The sequence below is a fragment of the Selenomonadales bacterium genome, assembly GCA_018335585.1.
Lineage (GTDB): Bacteria > Bacillota > UBA994 > UBA994 > UBA994 > UBA994.
The window spans coordinates 78,701-95,346 of sequence record JAGXRZ010000053.1 but is presented as its reverse complement, the minus strand read 5'-3'; the positions used below and the strand labels follow the sequence as shown (position 1 = coordinate 95,346).

Sequence of the window (16,646 nt, the reverse complement as noted above, 5' to 3'; positions counted from 1 at the left end):
CGTGCGTTTCGCACGTCCGCGGACGTGCCATAGGCACGTCCCTACACAAAATCAAGGCTTTTCGCACCGTCTGACGGTTCTTCCTGTAAACCAGCCAGCAGCTAGGAGCTAGGAACCCTCCCGGCACTCACCTGTTTGTGAAGCAAAAAGCTCCGTCCCTTTTGCTTCGCCTTTTGCTTCAGTCGAGCACGCGGGCGCGGACGATAAGTCTGCCGGGTTCCATTTTAACATCTATGAGCTCAAGCGGCATAGGCGCGGCTTTAAGGTCGATGTAGAACTGAGCGTCCTGCAGCAAAGCCTGCACAAGTGCGGCGGGAAGCTCAACGCCTTGCACCTCTGCGCGTTCCGGCACAAAAGCGATTTTCTCTTTCCCTAGGGCCTGGAACTTGCCGTGCACGCGCACGTCAAGGTCGAATGCCTGTAGGGGAATCTTGCCGATAACTACCGCGTTGCCGGCGTTAATCTGCACGCGCCAGTCCTTGAGTGCGGGCATTTTCTCCCGCAGGAAGCTGCTTAATTCGCCTTCTGCCACGGTTACCTGCACGGTAAGGCGCCCTTGATTGACAAACCTGAGCTCACGCCGCGCCAAGAGCTCGCGCAGGTTTACCGTGACCTGCTCTGCCGCTAAGGTGTACTCCTCGACGGTTAAGCCGCCAAGGTTGACGCCGCGGGCTACTACGCTAAGCTCTTCGAAATGGCCAAGCAATAGCCGCAGCGAAGGATATGCGTCTAACTTAATCTCTACATCGGTGCCTAAAGTGCGCCGCAACCCTAGCTCCAACCCGCGCGCAATCAGGCGCGGTGCCGACACCTCCGCCAGCACCAACAGAATCAGCAGTACAGACAATACTATAGCGACTTTTTTCACGCGACTCCCCCCTGACTTTAGGTTCATTGCGTGAATATTCCACAGAGAGCGGGGAATCCCTTTATTATTCCTTGACGCTGCGGTTGCGCTCGGCCTGCCAACGCAGGAAGCTCGCAATAAACATGTCGAGCGCGCCGTCCATCACCGCGCCGACGTTACCGGTCTCGGTGTTAGTGCGATGGTCTTTCACCATATTATAGGGGTGAAAGACGTAGCTCCTGATTTGGTTGCCCCAGGCAATTTCGCCGGCGTCGCCGCGCAGGCGGTCGATTTCTTGCTGCTGGGCACGCAACTTCAGCTCCACAAGCTTGCTTCTTAGCATCCTCATGGCCGTAGACTTATTGTTAAGCTGCGAGCGCTCGTTCTGGCACTGCACCACAATCCCGGTCGGCACGTGGGTAATGCGCACGGCCGAATCGGTCTTGTTGACGTTTTGCCCGCCGGCGCCGCTGGCGCGGTAAGTGTCGACGCGCAGGTCTTCTAAGTCGATTTCCACCTCGGTGTCCTCCGGTATCTCCGGCAAGACCGAGACCGAGGCAAAAGAAGTGTGGCGGCGGTTGGCGGCATCAAAAGGAGATAGCCGCACTAAGCGGTGTACGCCGCGTTCGGCCTGCAGGTATCCATACGCCATGTCGCCCTTTACCAAGAGGGACACGCTCTTTAAGCCCGCTTCTTCCCCCGCAAGATAGTCGAGCACTTCCACGTTGAACCCGGCGCGCTCGCAGTAGCGTATATACATGCGCATGAGCATAGCCGCCCAATCCTGCGAGTCGACACCGCCTGCGCCGGGGTGAAGCTCTAGGATGGCGTTATGGCTGTCGTAGGGGCCCGCGAGGAGAAGGCTGAGTTCAAGCTGCGAGGCACGCTCTAAAGCTTGCGGCAGGCGCCGCGCTGCCTCGTTTAGTGCCTCCTCGTCACTTAACTCCTCGGCCAAAGCAATGAGCTCGGTTAAATCATCCGCTTCGCGCGCGAGTGCCGCGTAGTTATCGACCTCGCCGCGCAAGGACGACAGGCGCGAGAGTACGGCTTGCGCTGCGCTCTGCGACTGCCAAAAATCCGGCGCGAGCATTTGTGCTTCTAGTGCTGCTATGCGCTCCTGCTTTACTTCGAGGTCAAAGAGACCCCCGGAGTTCTTGGCATTTAACTTGGAGTCGTTCCGCTAGTTGCCGCAGTTCCACAGTATTTAACACGCGTGCTCCTCCTTGTGGCTAGGCGTCGCGGCCGCAGCACTTCTTGTATTTCTTTCCGCTCCCGCAGGGACAAGGGTCGTTGCGGCCGATAGCCCCCGACTCGGCCGCTTTACCGCTAGGCCGCTGCGCAGGCTGAACCCTTACGGCGGGTGCCGGACGCGGTTCGGACACTACCTGCACACGGAAAAGGTAACGCACTACGTCCGCTTTTATCTCTTCAATCATTTGCGTAAACATGTCGAAAGCTTCTAGCTTGTATTCGACCAAGGGGTCTTTTTGCCCGTAGGCCCGCAGGCCAATCCCCTGCCGCAACTCGTCCATGTTATCGAGGTGGGACATCCATTTAGTGTCGACCATGCGCAGGATGATCACGCGCTTTAAGTCATGCCAAATGTCGAGCCCCACATGCTCTGCTCGCGCCGCGAGCGCGCCGCGCGCAAGTTCCTTAAGCTCTTCGGCTAAGCCCTGCTTGGTAAACTGTCGCCACGTCTCTGCGTCGACGTTCGGCAAGGGCACTATCTCCAGGAGAGCGGCCTTAAGCCCAGCTACGTCCCACTCTTCGGGATACGTCTTATCCGGGATATAGCCGTCTACGGTGCGCTCCACGATTTCATCCAGCATACCCTCCGCTACGCCCGTCAACTCACCGGTGAGTGCTTCGCGGCGCTGGCGGTAGATTACTTCGCGCTGCTTGTTTAAGACGTCGTCGTATTCGAGCACGTGCTTGCGCAAATCGAAGTTGCGCCCCTCGACGCGCTTTTGCGCCCGTTCGATAGCCCCGCTAAGCATGCCGTGCTCAAGCGGCATGTCTTCTTCGACGCGCAGCTTATCCATAAGTGTGGATATCATTTCGCCGCCAAAGAGGCGCATGAGGTCGTCTCCTAGCGAGAGGTAGAACTGCGAGCTGCCGATGTCGCCTTGGCGGCCGGAGCGGCCGCGCAGCTGGTTGTCTATGCGACGCGACTCATGGCGCTCCGTGCCGATGACGTGCAAGCCACCTGCGGCCAGTACTTTGGCGTTTTCCGCCTCGGTTATTTGGCGCCACTTCGCGAGCTCCGCCCGGTAGCGCTCTTTAAGAGCTAAAGCTTCGTCGTCGTGGCGCAAGCTGAGCGCAAACAGCTCCTCAGGCTGTACTCCCTCGGTCACTAAAGCGTGGCGGGCCAAAAACTCGGCGTTGCCGCCCAGCAGAATGTCGGTACCGCGTCCGGCCATGTTCGTGGCAATGGTGACGGCGCGGTAGCGCCCAGCCTGGGCTACTATTTCGGCCTCGCGCGCGTGGTGCTTGGCGTTAAGTACCTGGTGCGGTATGCCCCGCTTCTTGAGGAGGCCGCTTAAGTGCTCGGACTTTTCGATGGACACGGTGCCGACGAGCATCGGCTGACCGGTGGCGTGGCGCTTGGCGATATCTTCGACGACGGCAGCGTATTTGGCTCGCTCCGTCTTAAAGATGACGTCGGCCAGGTCTTGGCGAACCATGGGCCGGTGAGTCGGTAGCACCACGACGTCCATTTTGTAGATATGGCGAAACTCTTCTTCCTCGGTTACGGCGGTACCGGTCATGCCGGCTAGCTTTTCGTACATGCGAAAGTAGTTCTGGAAGGTGATACTCGCGAGCGTCTGGCTCTCTTTTTCGATTTTGACGCCTTCCTTGGCCTCAATGGCCTGGTGTAGTCCCGCACTGTAACGTCGCCCGTGCATCAGGCGGCCCGTAAACTCGTCGACGATAATAATCTCGCCGTTTTGGTTGACGTAGTCGCGGTCTAGCTTCATTAAGGCCTTCGCGCGGATAGCCTGGTTTAAGTGGTGTTGCAACGTAAGATTGGTGTTGTCGTAGAGGTTCTCTACCCCTAGGGCTCGCTCGGCCTTGTGCACGCCGACTTCGGTGGCGGCGACGGTCTTTAGCTTTTCGTCGACGGTGTAGTCTACGTCCGGGCGAAAGGAGGCCACGAGTTTGGCAAAGCGGTAGTAAAGGTCGGTAGAGTCCTCGGATTGACCGGAGATAATAAGGGGCGTGCGCGCCTCGTCAATGAGAATGCTGTCTACTTCGTCCACGATGGCGTAGAAGAGCTTGCGCTGCACCATTTGGCTTGGCTCGGCGACCATGTTGTCGCGCAGGTAGTCGAAGCCAAACTCGTTGTTGGTGCCATAGGTAATATCGGCCGCATAGGCGGAGCGCCGCTCGGCAAAGGAAAGACCGTGGACAATCAGACCTACTTCCAAGCCTAAAAAGCGGTAGATTTGGCCCATCCACTCGCTGTGAAAGCGGGCGAGGTAGTCGTTTACCGTTACAACGTGTACGCCGTGCCCGGGGAGGGCGTTGAGGTAAGCGGCGAGCGTAGCCACGAGGGTTTTGCCTTCGCCTGTCTTCATTTCGGCGATGCGCCCGCTGTGGAGCACCATGCCGCCAAGGAGTTGCACGTCAAAATGGCGCTGCCCGATAGTGCGCTTGCTGGCTTCACGCACGGCAGCGAACGCATCCGGGAGCAAGTCGTTGAGTGTGCTGCCGTTAGCTAAGCGCTCGCGCAGGCGCGCCGTCGTGCCGCGCAAGGCTTCGTCGCTTAGTTTGACATACTCGGGTTCGAGAATGTTAATGCTGTCTACTATCTGTTGCAGGCGCTTAATCTCGCGCGCGTTCGAATCAAATAGGTCCTTAATAAGCTTGAGCACTAAAGGCCCCCCTTTAACAAAAGAAGCTTTCACTAGGAAAGCTCGGCTGACAGGTATTATTCTATCACTCGTTCTGCAGGCTCGCAAGTACGCTGGCTTTAGCGGCCGCTACCTCCTGCACTGCGGCTGCCACTTCGCCCCGCTCGCGCATCAGTTCCTCCATGGCCCGCACTACCTGTGGGTCAAACTGGGTGCCGCTACAGCGCCTTAGTTCCTCTAGCGCCGCATGCACCGGCCGCGCGGTAGTGTAGGTGCGCACGGAGGTAATGGCGTCAAAGCAGTCGGCTACGGCAATAATGCGCGCGCCCTCCGGAATATCCTCGCCCTGCAGGCCGTTTGGGTAACCCTTACCGTTATAGTGCTCGTGGTGATGGCGCACGTAGTTGGCGATGACGCGCAAAGGGGTGCTTCTGCCGATAATATCCGCGCCCAAACTGGCGTGGTTGTTAACGGTTAGCTTCTCGTCATCGTTGTAACGGCCAGGCTTATTTAGGAGTTGGTCTTTAATACCTATCTTGCCAATGTCGTGCAACAAGGCCATAAAAGTGAGTTGCTCGAGGCGCTCTTGCTGCCACCCTAGCTTCCTGCCTAGTTCGCGCGCGTAAAAGGAAACGCGCGCGGAGTGGCCGCCGGTGTAGGTGTCCTTTGCATCAATAGCGTCGGCTAGCGCTTGCACCGTCTCGATATAGCCGCGGCGCGTATCGCGGTAAAGCTGCAGAGACATGCGGGCTAGTAGCAGGGGCAAGAGAAAGAGCACTACCGCGATATAGCCAGCGCTAGTGTAGAGCAACGCAATTAGTGCAGCTAACGGTGCTGTGGCAAAATACGTTGGCAATGCCCAGCCAATTAACGGGCGATAAATTTCTAAGAGACTGCGACCTCTCTGAATGGCCACTGCGGTAAGCGGGAGCACAGCATTAACTACGAAATAGACAAGGAATGCTAACACCATGCTAGCAATGCTCTCGGCCGTTAGGAGTACTGCTCCCCCAGCCCAACTCCTCTGCCATACCCAACCCGCTGCAGCCCCTGCTAACCCCGCCTGTGCCGCATTAAAGGCATTACGATAGAGAGGCTTGCCGCCTCTGAGGCTATGCCAGTTGAGGCTTCCCAGAACTCCTACCCAAAGGCCAACCAATGGACCATAGGCCAAGGCGGCGGCCAAGGTTGGTACAAACCCAACTGACACCGTCACGCTAGCAAAGGGTGCCTTGATCGCTAAGGCCTCAAAGAGAATAGCCATGGCAGCATAGACAGCAATGGCCCGAACGCTGGAGAGATCTGTGGGCAGGCCTAGGGATACCAAGGCAACGAGAGCGAGCGCAATTACCGCATAGACATATAGGCGCAACTTAAGCGACATACGTGCTGTACCGCCTTTCAAAAACAGGGGGGCAGAAGCCTACCACATGAAATTAGAACCACCGCTAAGTAAACGAGCGACAATGCGCATAACCTTTTTCACAACCAAGACCTCCTTGCGTGCTGACTCTGTCCCACTCCGCTAAAATCCGGACAGGCCACCGCTCCGCTTGTAGATTGATTGTGTTTCGCCCCCCCAAAACGAAAACCTGTGAAAAACTTATGTACCGAAGTAGCGCTGGCAGCGGCGGTTGACGCCGTCGAGCGTCGCTTTGACGACTGCCTCTTTGGCGTCGCTCCGCACAAAGGCGGAGCCGACTAGCGTCTCCTCGCCGGTGCCGCTTACCACGGAAACACCTACTACCACAACCTCGCCACGCGCAAAGGGAAACTGCGTGACGTCCTCGACCACAAAGCCTACCATGTTGCCCAAAAGCTCGCGCAGCGCGCCTACGGTGGCGTTTGCGACAAGGCGCAGCTGGTTTTGCAGCGAATTGGGCCCGGAGGCCGTATGCTCAGCTTGTTTGTCCCCGAGTGTCAGGGTGACCCCTACTTCGGCCGCGCCGCGGTTAAGCTTGTAGCTTATGCCGCGCAGGCTAATGCGCTTGACCTCGGCCTCGGGGCGCTCGGCAAATTGCACGACGCTAATGCGCTTGTGATCCACGTTAATACCCATGCGCACAAGCAGTAAAGTCTCGGTGTCACGCACGATGAGGCGCGGATTACGGCTCTGGTCGCTGAGAATATGCAGTTCGGTAATCTCACCGTTTGGGTCTAGCACAGCCCGCGCTGAGTCTACCCCCTGCAGGGAACACACCAGTTCCTCAATTGCTAAACTCCGCTCTTTACTCATCGCACACCTCTTTCAAGACAGACTTCTAATTGTATTCGCCTTTGCACGCAGGACTCCTTGTGGACTTAAGAATTTTCATTACGGCAGGCTAAATGCTCGGCCACAACCCACATGCACCCGGAGACCAGGGAATGGCCGCCTAAGACGACCGGGATGCCGGCCTCTGCCGCCGCTTGGGTAAACTCCCGCAGCCAAGGGTGAGATATTTCTTCGTATCTGCCAAGGTCAGAAAGAAAGCGCACGTCCTCGCTTAACTTTAGCTTAAAGTGCGCAAAGAGCACGCGCGTGTCGATAAAGGCGACATCTGCGGTCTGGCTTAGGTCGGCAAAGAAGCGGCGCGGCCCAACCGCTGCGAGGTAGTGCCCAAGCAGACTCACGACCAGGCCTTGCGCTTCGCGGTCGAGCGCTTTCATGCCGCGCTCCTCCGAGAAAACCCGCAGGCGCAAAAACGTATGCCGGTTAAGGTGGGCCATTACCGCTGGGCTGACGCGGCCGATAAGCGCGCACTCGCAGTGTGTAGCGCGCATGCGGGTTATAGCCTGCGTGAGGCGCGCGCTGTCCCAGGTTAGTTCCTGCAGTGCCGCCTGGGTGCGTTCGCCTGTGTGTGGCGAAAGGGACAGCACCAAAGCGTCGTTTGGCGTGTCTAAGTCAAAGTGCACGCCGACGGAGTGCGGCATAAACTCGCGCGTCAGGCCACCCGTTTTAAGCAATGTGGCCAGGGCATTGTCGTTTTCCGGCGGAGAGAGTGCCAAAAGCGCATCCGCCGGGGCAAAAGCCACAATGTCGGCAGATTGCGGGTTGTTCGTAATAACCACAGGTGCACGGGCGCGCAAGCCCTCGGCTAGTTGGTCAAACTCGGCCACGGAAAGGAGCGGAGCCGCCGCGCCGCCAAGGTAAATTATGCCGTCACACTGCGCTTCGCGCACTATTTTCTGCAAGGCTCGGCCAAAGTGAAACGGAGATGAATCTGCAACCACTCTAGCCCCAAGCGCGGCCGCTTCCTCGGCAAGCTGCGGGTAGTTAGTGCAGAGAATTATCTCGTCCACGCGGGGCGCCGCCGAGAGCTTGGCGATGGTATCTAGCACCACGCCGTGGCGCACGCGCGTGAGCTCCCGCACGACGGCGTGGCGCGGCGCACCGCCCTCAAAGATTACCGCCGCAATGCGCAAGTTAATCCTCACTCCTTAACTCCCGGCGGCGGTCCTCGCGTACCGCTGCCGCGATTTTTCGCGCTAACGGCCGCGTCAGAGCGCGCAAAGTCGTGACCGCGCCGTGCAACAACGCTACGCGCGGGTCCTCGAACCGATAGCGGTACGCCCGGTGGTCTCCAGACAGGCGCTTATTCTCGCGCAGTTCTCTGGCAATAGCCGTCCCCGGCAATATTTCCACCGCGCTGTAGGCGTCCTGCAGAGCGTCGGCCGCGCCGGGTATGCTGCGCTGCACCTCTGCTAAGCGCGTGCTGCTTTCGCGGTATTCTGCCCAAGTGGTGTCCGGCGACAGCATTATGTAACCCAAGGTATAAGGTATCTGCAGTTCCCCGAGGATGCGCATGGCTTTTTCGTTGTCTTCTACCGTCGCCAGCTTATTAAAGGCGGCTAGGCGTCGCGGGGAGAGCGACTCTACACCGAGAAACACGCGCTTTAGTCCGGCTTGTTTAAGCAGGGCAAAAAGCTCGCGCTCCACGTCGTCTACGCGACAAGCCATGTAGAATGAGAGCCGAAGCTTGTGTTCTATGATGAGCTCGGCAATCCTTCGCGCGCGTTCCCGCCCTACCCGCCCCGGCCCGATAAAGTTGTCGTCGCGCCAGCCGAAGTGCCTTATGCCTTCTCTGTACAGGGCCGCAATTTCGCTTAGGACACGCTCGGGGCTATGGGCACGCCAAGGCTTCCCTCCCCCGGCACGGTAAAAGGGACTGGTGCTACAGAACGTGCACTTGCCGTAGCAGCCGCGACTCGTAAGTATAGACATAAACTGCCCGCGCTGCTTAATGTGGGGAAGATAGTCGAGCGCAGGCGGCGCTAACTCGTCAAGCTCGCATACAGCCGGCCGCACTTTAAGAACTACTCTGCCGTCAGTGCGCACGGCTAAACCGGGAATGTCGTGCCAGGGTTTATTGTGGCAGACGCGCTCGGTTAGCTCCTGCAACGTCCACTCGCCCTCGCCACACACTACAGAGTCGAGCCCAGGATTGTGCTCCAGTAGTTCGGCATAGAGAAACGTCGGGGAGTGACTCCCGACGGTGATGTGGCTGCTTACGCCGCGCTGCCTAAGCTCCGCAATAAGGCGCTCGCTCGCGGCTACTAGGCGATGCAGCCAGACGCTGAGGCCGATGATAGCCGCCGGTTTGCCGAGGATGCGGGACACGGTTTCGTCAAAGGACAGCTCTTCGAGCGAGGCGTCAATTATCTCTACTGCATAGCCTTGCCGCCGCAATGCGGCGGCAAGGTAGGCCGTGCCAAGGTCAAACTCGCGGTCCACCGAGAGCACAGCCTCGTAGTTAAGTTTAACCAGCAGAACGTCGAGCATCCGCTCTATACCTGTGGTTCGATTAGCCCAAAGTTGCCGTCGCGGCGCCGGTAGACTACGTTTACCAGCTCACTTTCGGCGTTAGTGAAGACATAGAAATCGTGCCCGAGCAGGTTCATCTGCAGAATGGCCTCGTCGACATGCATAGGTTTCATGGGGAACCGCTTGTTGCGCACGACCTTCGGCGCATCTTGCGTCTCTTCGGTCACCGGGAGCGGACTGCCCCCTGTGCGCAGACGGCGGGCAATTTTTGTGCGGTACTTGTCGACCTGTTTCTCAAGCTTTTCGACCACGAGGTCGATTGAGGCGTACATGTCCGCGCTTTGTTCTTCGCCGCGCAGTAGCAGCCCGTTAAACCCAATCGTGACTTCTACCCGGTGTTGGTCTTTTTCTAGGCTTAGTGTAGCGTAGGTTTCACCCGCCCCCTCAAAATACCTGTCCAGTTTTTTTACCTTCTTGAAGACGTAGTCGCGTAGTGCATCAGTGACCTCGACGTTCTTACCTCTGACGCTAACTTGCATACGCTGTACTCCTCCTTCTCAGCTTACGAAGTGCGCGATTCGCGTGGAACTCGTTCACACTCCCTAGCTTTGTTTAGGTGTATTCGCTACCTTGGATAAAGACTCCTGCAAAAAAGAGAAGAGAGGCCGCATTCGGCCCCTAGTTTATTTCTTGGCGACGTTAGTTGCCTGAGGACCGCGCGGTCCGTCTACGACCTCGAACTCCACATCTTGGCCGTCTTCGAGTGACTTAAAGCCCTCGCCCACGATTGCCGAGAAGTGGACGAACACGTCCTGCCCCGCGTTAGTAGTAATGAACCCAAACCCCTTCTGCTGATTAAACCACTTAACTTTCCCCTGCTGCTTCATGACTGTAACCTCCCAATATGCTTTGAATCGTTAGCAGCGTTGCTTACCCTTGGCCCGGAGCTAGGGATATTGCTACAGCTGCGATAACTACGTCCCGTGCGTTTGCCTTATAAAGGGCTTCTCTGCAGGCTAGTACCGTATTTCCGGTAGTACACACATCGTCAACTAACAGAATGCCGCGATCGGTCAAGTCTTCCTTTGCCGCAAAGGCTCCCGCTACGTTCGTGGCGCGCGCTTTGCGTCCTAATGTGTTCTGCGGCGGCGTGGCGCGCGTGCGCGCGAGCACCTGCTTAAACGGCAAGTTCTGCAGTGCGGCTAGTTCTTTGGCTAACAGCTCTGCCTGGTTGTAGCCTCTCTCTAGGTATCTCGCTCTATGCATAGGCACGGCCGTGACCAGGTCGATGCCTGTGCTAGGTAATACCGCGGCTGCCGCAAAAGCTCGTGCCAAAGAGCGCGCTATGGCCGGTTTGTTGGCGAACTTAAGCCGATGGATTGTTTTTCGCACGCGCCCCTCATACGGCAAGAGTGCGGCGATTTTGACATTGCCTGGAAAGGCGATGCGACCTGTGCTACAGAGGCGCCTAAATGCTGCGATATCGGCCGTACAGAAGGCGCAGATTTCTTCTTCACTCGGCTCGCTACAGATAGCACACCGCGCGCGCGGGGGGAACACGAGCTCAAGTAGCCACTGCATTAGAGCAGCCATCCCTGTGTGAGGAGCGTAGCCAGGCCGGTGTACCGCTGTTCTAGCTTGTTGTTCTTAACAGCAATCGCTACTGCTCTTTTGCTGCCCACTATAACTACCATTTCGCGTGCGCGTGTAATGGCGGTGTAGAGGAGGTTACGCTGTAGCATCACATAGTGCTGGGTGGTAAAGGGCAGTACTACGGCTCGGTACTCGCTGCCTTGGCTCTTGTGCACTGTCGAGGCATAGGCTAGCGTCAGCTCCGACAGCTCGGTCAGCTCATAGACGACGTTGCGCTCAGGGTAGGCTACGGTCAGCTCGCCATCTTCGCCGTCGATAGCGACAATAGTTCCTACATCTCCATTATAAACGAAACGCGTGTAGTTGTTGCGAATTTGCATAACTTTATCGCCTAAGCGAAGCACGGTGCCGGGCGTCTGTACTTCAGCCTTACTGGGAGAGGGCGGGTTAAGTGCCCGCTGCAATAGGAGATTTAGGTTGTCCACGCCGGTAGCGGTGCGGCGCATCGGCGTTAACACCTGTATGTCTTGGATGGGGTGATAGCGGTATAGCTTGGGGAGGCGCTGCTGCACTACCTCTAAGACACAAGCTACGACTCGCTCGGGGTCATCCTCCGCCAGGAACAAAAAGTCGCGCCTGTTGGTGGCCAGATAAGGAAACTCGCCGCGATTGATGCGGTGTGCGTTAGAAATAATTAGACTCTCTTTGGCTTGGCGAAAAATGACTTCGAGGCGTACGAGCGGCAAGAGGCCCGAGCTGATAATATCGCGCAGGACGTTACCTGCGCCTACGGGGGGGAGTTGATCGACGTCGCCTACGAGGACGAGGCGGCAACCTAGGGGGACGGCCCGCAACAGGTGGTACATCAGCGACAGGTCCATCATGGACGATTCGTCGAGCACTAACATGTCGCAGCGGAGGGGATTCTCCTCGTTACGGGCAAAGTGAAAGTGTTGCTGTTGCGGCGTGTATTCCAACAGGCGATGCACCGTCTTAGCTTCCTGCCCGGTGGCCTCCTGCAGGCGTTTGGCGGCCCTGCCGGTAGGCGCAGCTAAGTATACCGACCACTGCCGCGCCTCGCAAATGTGCACGAGAGCCTTAACAAGCGTCGTCTTTCCCGTACCCGGGCCGCCCGTAATGACCGTGACGCCGTGACTAAGCGCGGTGGCTATAGCTTGGCGCTGCGCTTCGACTAAGGCAATGCCGTAGCGCGCGGTAAAGGCCTGCAGCTCTGCCGCGAGGCTTTCGCTTAGAAAAGGCACCGGCAGGCGGCTTAAATCGCGCAGTTTACCGGCGACTGCGACTTCGGCGGCGTAGACGGGAACACGGTAGATGCGGGTTTCCTCTCCCTGAACGGCGCGCACGAGGTGTTTGCCCTGCACAAGGTTCTCTACTATGGGGGCGATTAGCTCCGGCGGCACCTCGAGCGCCGCTGCGGCGTCTTTTTCTAGCACGCCGAGGGGTAGGTAGCAGTGGCCGCTGTTTTCCGCCTCGCGCAAGACAAAGCGGATGCCGGCCGCTAAGCGCCGCGGCTCCTCCGGTAGGAAACCTAATTCGCGCGCTAGCTTGTCCGCCGTGCGAAAGCCGATGCCAAACACGTCGTCCGCCAAGCGATAAGGATTTTTGCGGATGGCGGCTTCGGTTTCGGCACCGTACTCGCGGTAGATACGGCTGGCGTAGGCCGGGGTAATGCCGTGCCCCTGCAGAAAGACCATTACCTTTTGCACTTCCCGCTGCCCTGCCAAACCGTTAAGCAGCTTGGCGCGTTTGGAGGCGCCTAGTCCGGGCACTTCTTGTAAGCGCTCCGGCGAGTGCTCAAGGACGCGCAGAGTATCGGCCCCAAAATGGGCGACAAGCCGCTTGGCCGTGCCCGGGCCGATGCCGGGGACAAGCCCCGAGCCCAGATACTTCTCTATGCCTACTGCCTCTAGCGGCGCACGCTCGACGTACGCGGTGGCCGAAAACTGCTTGCCGTACTGCGGGTGCGAGGTGTACTCCCCTGTTAGCTCCAGCTCCTTGCCCACAGCTGCGCCCGGGATAAGCCCTACGACCGTAACAATCTGGTTATCGCGCAGCTTAAAGCGCAGTACACTGTAGTGATTGGCTGGATTATAGAAGACCACACGCTCAATAGTTCCTTTTAGCTGCAGCACGCGCTCACCTCACCTTATCTCACCCGCTATATTTGACAAGTCAGGCGCATCTCCTGCACCGAGCGGCTTTCACTAGACCAATGACTTAAAACTCATTTTCTGCACCATGTTAACACCTGCAAAGGCTGCGACTTGCACCGCCGGAACAGCAGTATGCGCTCCAAGGTGTAAGTATAGCGGAATATACTCACACAAGCGCGCGGCAATGCGCTTACACTCCTCGTCGCGGGCCTCGAGATAGATGTTTAGATTGCAGATGCCCTCACGTTCCGCTCGCTTGGCGATAGCCCGCAGCGTATACTCCACCAGCTCAGGCGAATCCCCGAAGTCTAGACCTAATGCATGCGGCTCATCTATGCGGGTCTGTCTCGCCGCGCAAAGCGCGCAGAGGATTGTCGCCAACACGAAGACGAGTATCCAGAGCACGCGCCCCACCCCCTTGCACTATGGTATGCAGTGGAGTAGTGCTCAGTGCTCATCCTAAATCTGTCTCTTGCTTAATTGAGGCCGCCAAGTTAAAATTTTATTGTACAATTCATTTTTTTTGAGAAGGTGAGGGAGGCCGCAATATAGAAAGAGATTGAGGCGCTCAGTGAAAAATTATAAGGAGGGAAATCAGTGATCGCGAAGCAACGTAAAGAAGCAACGATTCTCCATGCTCTTATTCCTATTGTTGTGACGGTTGCCGCTCTATCCTATGCTGTGCTCGTGCACGAAGCCTACCCACACATCCCGCTTATTTTCGGAACTATCGTAGCCTCCATTGTCGCTATAACAATGCTCGGCATACCTTGGGGAGAACTAGAGGACGGCATGCGCGCTACGCTCACCGCCACGTTACAGGCTATCCTTATCCTGATGGTAGTCGGTACGCTAATCGGCCTATGGATTCTAAGCGGAACGATTCCCGCGATGATTTACTACGGCCTGCAGATTCTGTCTCCTAGTATATTCCTAGTTGCTACGTTCTTCATTTGCTGCGTCGTCTCGTTAGCGACAGGTACCTCTTGGGGTACAGCCGGCACGGTAGGTATTGCGCTTACCGGTATCGGCATCGGCCTTGATGTCCCCGCCGGTATGGTGGCAGGCGCCGTTGTGTCGGGCGCATACTTTGGCGACAAGCTTTCCCCTCTGTCTGATACGACGAACCTTTCTCCCGCTGTTTCCGGCAGCTCTCTGTTCGCTCATGTCAAGCATATGCTCTACACCACCCTCCCAGCTTTTGCTATTTCTGCGATACTTTACGGCGTACTGGGTATGAAGTTCGCTGGGCGCACACTAGACGCCGAGCGCATCAACGTTATTCTTAACGCCCTCCGCGACAACTTCGCTATTTCACCTTGGCTGTTGATACCGCCACTGGTGGTTATTGGCCTAATCGCGATGAAGATTCCCGCTCTGCCGGGGTTAATCGCCGGCTCGGTAGTCGGTGCCATCTTCGCGGCCTTGTTCCAGGGCGCTTCCATTGGCGACATCATCGGATCGGCCCACTTCGGCTTTGAGATTGAATCAGGCGTTGCCGCGGTAGACCGGCTGCTTAACCGTGGCGGACTCGACGGCATGATGTTTACGGTATCACTGATCGTCTGCGCCTTAGTTTTCGGCGGCGTGCTAGAGAAGACGGGCATGTTAGAGGCTGTCGGCAAGAAGGTCTTTGCCGCAGCTAAGAGCACCGGCTCGCTCGTGCTGAGCACCGTGCTGGCTTGCATCGGCACCAACATTCTCGCTGCCGACCAGTACCTCGCCATCGTACTGCCCGGTCGCCTGTTTAAGGAAGAATATGCAAAGCGCGACCTAGCGCCAAAGAACTTGTCGCGTGCCCTTGAGGGAGCCGGCACCGTGACTTCGGCCCTGATTCCATGGAACACGTGCGGCGCGTTTATGGCGGCGACACTAGGCGTTGCTCCTGCGGCGTACCTCCCCTTTGCCTTCTTCAACCTGCTTGTGCCAGTAATTAATGTCATCTACGGCTACACCGGGTTCTCCATGGCTAAGCTCAAGGACGAATAGTTTGGAATCTGGTTAAATGAAAAGGTGGAAAGGCTTTGGCCTCTCCACCTTTTTAGCTTTGAGCGGTGAGCGGTGAGCATTGAGCAATCATGAATCAGGAATCGTGAATCATGAACTGCCACTGCGGAGTGGCTGTCCGCTGATGGCTGTAAGCTGTACGCTGTAAGCCGTACGCTTTAACCGCTAAGCACTCCCTCTACCAGGAGCCAGGAGCCAAGAGTCCCCCGTTCTACTGAGCACTGGGCACTGGGCACTGGGCACCCACATACTGCCTTAACTCCGCCACCTTATCAAGTCGCTCCCAGGGGAGGTCAAGGTCAGGGCGCCCCATGTGGCCATAAGCCGCTACTTGGCGATAGATTGGCGCCCTCAGGCCTAGGTGCGCGATAATCGCTGCCGGACGTAAGTCAAAATGGCGGCCTACAATCTGGGCTAGCTTGTCTGAGCTTACTGCACCCGTGCCAAAGGTATCGACCATAATCGAGACGGGCTTCGCCACCCCAATGGCGTAGGCGACCTGCAACTCACAGCGCTCCGCTAACCCTGCGGCTACGATGTTTTTCGTCACATAGCGCGCCGCATACGCCGCCGAGCGATCAACTTTGGTTGGGTCTTTGCCGGAAAACGCTCCGCCGCCGTGGCGTGCTGCACCACCGTAAGTGTCGACCATGATTTTGCGCCCGGTGAGGCCGCTGTCGCCCTGCGGCCCGCCCACCACAAATCGGCCCGTTGGATTTATAAGGAACTTTGTCTTGTGGTCGAGCAAGTGCGCGGGGATGCAGTGGCGCACGACCTGCGCAATGATGTCCTCGCGAATGGTCGGGAGTGTGACCTCCGGTTTGTGTTGCGCCGAGACTACAACCGTGTCAACCCGCACGGGGCGATGTCCCTCGTATTCCACGGTGACTTGAGTTTTGCCATCGGGCCGGAGATAAGGGATAATGCGCTGTTTGCGCACGGCGCTCAGGCGGCGTGCGAGGCTATGGGCCAGACTAATGGGCAAAGGCATGTATTCCGGCGTCTCTGCACAGGCATAGCCAAACATCATGCCTTGGTCGCCGGCACCGGTGCTCGAGGCTTGGTCGGGCGCCTCGCCACCCTCCCTTTGCTCTAGTGCCTGGTTGACGCCTTGGGCGATATCGGGCGACTGCTCGTCGATGGACGTAATTACTGCACACGTCTCGGCGTCAAAGCCATACTTAGCCCGCGTGTAGCCGATTTCGCGCACGGTGTCACGCACTATACGCGGGATGTCCACATAGCAGGTAGTGGATATCTCGCCCATGACCAGGACAAGTCCGGTAGTGACCGCCGTTTCGCACGCTACGCGGGCGGTGCTGTCTTGCGTGAGAATGGCGTCTAGTACGGCGTCGGCAATTTGATCGCAGATTTTATCGGGGTGCCCTTCTGTCACTGACTCTGAGGTAAAAAAGTGTCGCATC

The 16,646-nt window shown here is 57.6% G+C and carries 14 protein-coding genes; 1 reads left to right on the top strand and 13 read right to left on the bottom strand.

What is annotated here, in order from left to right:
• Positions 1–178: 178 nt before the first annotated feature.
• From KGZ66_10585 to KGZ66_10530, 12 genes are all read right to left on the bottom strand, one after another.
• Positions 179–868 (bottom strand): DUF2993 domain-containing protein, encoded by a 690-nt coding sequence (locus KGZ66_10585; GenBank protein MBS3986030.1) that lies wholly within the window; start codon positions 866–868, stop codon positions 179–181.
• 64 nt (positions 869–932) lie between these two features.
• Positions 933–2,058 (bottom strand): peptide chain release factor 2 gene (gene prfB, locus KGZ66_10580; GenBank protein MBS3986029.1). Its coding sequence is split into 2 segments (ribosomal slippage): positions 933–1,982 and positions 1,984–2,058, totalling 1,125 coding nucleotides; the frame shifts between segments, so codons are not numbered across the junction.
• Positions 2,059–2,076: 18 nt separating this feature from the next.
• A complete protein-coding gene (gene secA, locus KGZ66_10575) occupies positions 2,077–4,725 on the bottom strand; it encodes a preprotein translocase subunit SecA (protein ID MBS3986028.1) in 2,649 nt (882 codons plus the stop codon).
• A 64-nt stretch (positions 4,726–4,789) separates the two neighbouring features.
• Positions 4,790–6,088 (bottom strand): HD domain-containing protein, encoded by a 1,299-nt coding sequence (locus KGZ66_10570; GenBank protein ID MBS3986027.1) that lies wholly within the window; start codon positions 6,086–6,088, stop codon positions 4,790–4,792.
• A 219-nt stretch (positions 6,089–6,307) separates the two neighbouring features.
• On the bottom strand, positions 6,308–6,940 hold the full coding sequence (locus KGZ66_10565; protein ID MBS3986026.1) for a hypothetical protein: 633 nt from the start codon (positions 6,938–6,940) through the stop codon (positions 6,308–6,310).
• 65 nt (positions 6,941–7,005) lie between these two features.
• Positions 7,006–8,121 (bottom strand): hypothetical protein, encoded by a 1,116-nt coding sequence (locus KGZ66_10560; GenBank protein MBS3986025.1) that lies wholly within the window; start codon positions 8,119–8,121, stop codon positions 7,006–7,008.
• Positions 8,111–9,466, bottom strand: a complete 1,356-nt coding sequence (locus tag KGZ66_10555; GenBank protein MBS3986024.1) for a B12-binding domain-containing radical SAM protein — start codon at positions 9,464–9,466, stop codon at positions 8,111–8,113. The genes KGZ66_10560 and KGZ66_10555 overlap by 11 nt, the downstream gene beginning before the upstream one ends.
• 5 nt (positions 9,467–9,471) lie before the next feature.
• On the bottom strand, positions 9,472–9,987 hold the full coding sequence (raiA, locus tag KGZ66_10550) for a ribosome-associated translation inhibitor RaiA (protein MBS3986023.1): 516 nt from the start codon (positions 9,985–9,987) through the stop codon (positions 9,472–9,474).
• Between the two features lie 144 nt (positions 9,988–10,131).
• The gene (locus tag KGZ66_10545; protein MBS3986022.1) at positions 10,132–10,335 is read right to left on the bottom strand and encodes a cold-shock protein; all 204 of its coding nucleotides are present in this window, start codon (positions 10,333–10,335) and stop codon (positions 10,132–10,134) included.
• Positions 10,336–10,378: 43 nt separating this feature from the next.
• The gene (locus tag KGZ66_10540; protein MBS3986021.1) at positions 10,379–11,029 is read right to left on the bottom strand and encodes a ComF family protein; all 651 of its coding nucleotides are present in this window, start codon (positions 11,027–11,029) and stop codon (positions 10,379–10,381) included.
• A complete protein-coding gene (locus tag KGZ66_10535; GenBank protein ID MBS3986020.1) occupies positions 11,029–13,194 on the bottom strand; it encodes an ATP-dependent RecD-like DNA helicase in 2,166 nt (721 codons plus the stop codon). Before KGZ66_10535 ends, KGZ66_10540 begins: the two co-directional genes overlap by 1 nt.
• 72 nt (positions 13,195–13,266) lie before the next feature.
• Entirely contained in the window at positions 13,267–13,620 is a 354-nt protein-coding gene (locus KGZ66_10530) for a hypothetical protein (GenBank protein MBS3986019.1), read from the bottom strand.
• A gap of 192 nt (positions 13,621–13,812) precedes the next feature.
• On the opposite strand from KGZ66_10530, the gene nhaC reads away from it, so the two are divergent.
• Positions 13,813–15,204 carry a Na+/H+ antiporter NhaC gene (gene nhaC, locus KGZ66_10525; protein ID MBS3986018.1) on the top strand — a complete coding sequence of 464 codons (1,392 nt, stop codon included), beginning with the start codon at positions 13,813–13,815 and terminating at the stop codon, positions 15,202–15,204.
• A gap of 229 nt (positions 15,205–15,433) precedes the next feature.
• On the opposite strand, the gene metK is transcribed toward nhaC, so the two are convergent.
• On the bottom strand, positions 15,434–16,645 hold the full coding sequence (gene metK, locus KGZ66_10520; protein MBS3986017.1) for a methionine adenosyltransferase: 1,212 nt from the start codon (positions 16,643–16,645) through the stop codon (positions 15,434–15,436).
• Between the last annotated feature and the right edge of the window lies 1 nt (position 16,646).

Bases quoted from the DNA above. Each gene is read 5' to 3' on its own strand.
- KGZ66_10570 (MBS3986027.1), bottom strand. From the start codon at position 6,088: ATGTCGCTTAAGTTGCGCCTATATGTCTATGCGGTAATTGCGCTCGCT.
- KGZ66_10565 (MBS3986026.1), bottom strand. From the start codon at position 6,940: ATGAGTAAAGAGCGGAGTTTAGCAATTGAGGAACTGGTGTGTTCCCTG.
- KGZ66_10555 (MBS3986024.1), bottom strand. From the start codon at position 9,466: ATGCTCGACGTTCTGCTGGTTAAACTTAACTACGAGGCTGTGCTCTCG.
- raiA (MBS3986023.1), bottom strand. From the start codon at position 9,987: ATGCAAGTTAGCGTCAGAGGTAAGAACGTCGAGGTCACTGATGCACTA.
- KGZ66_10545 (MBS3986022.1), bottom strand. From the start codon at position 10,335: ATGAAGCAGCAGGGGAAAGTTAAGTGGTTTAATCAGCAGAAGGGGTTT.
- KGZ66_10540 (MBS3986021.1), bottom strand. From the start codon at position 11,029: ATGCAGTGGCTACTTGAGCTCGTGTTCCCCCCGCGCGCGCGGTGTGCT.
- metK (MBS3986017.1), bottom strand. From the start codon at position 16,645: ATGCGACACTTTTTTACCTCAGAGTCAGTGACAGAAGGGCACCCCGAT.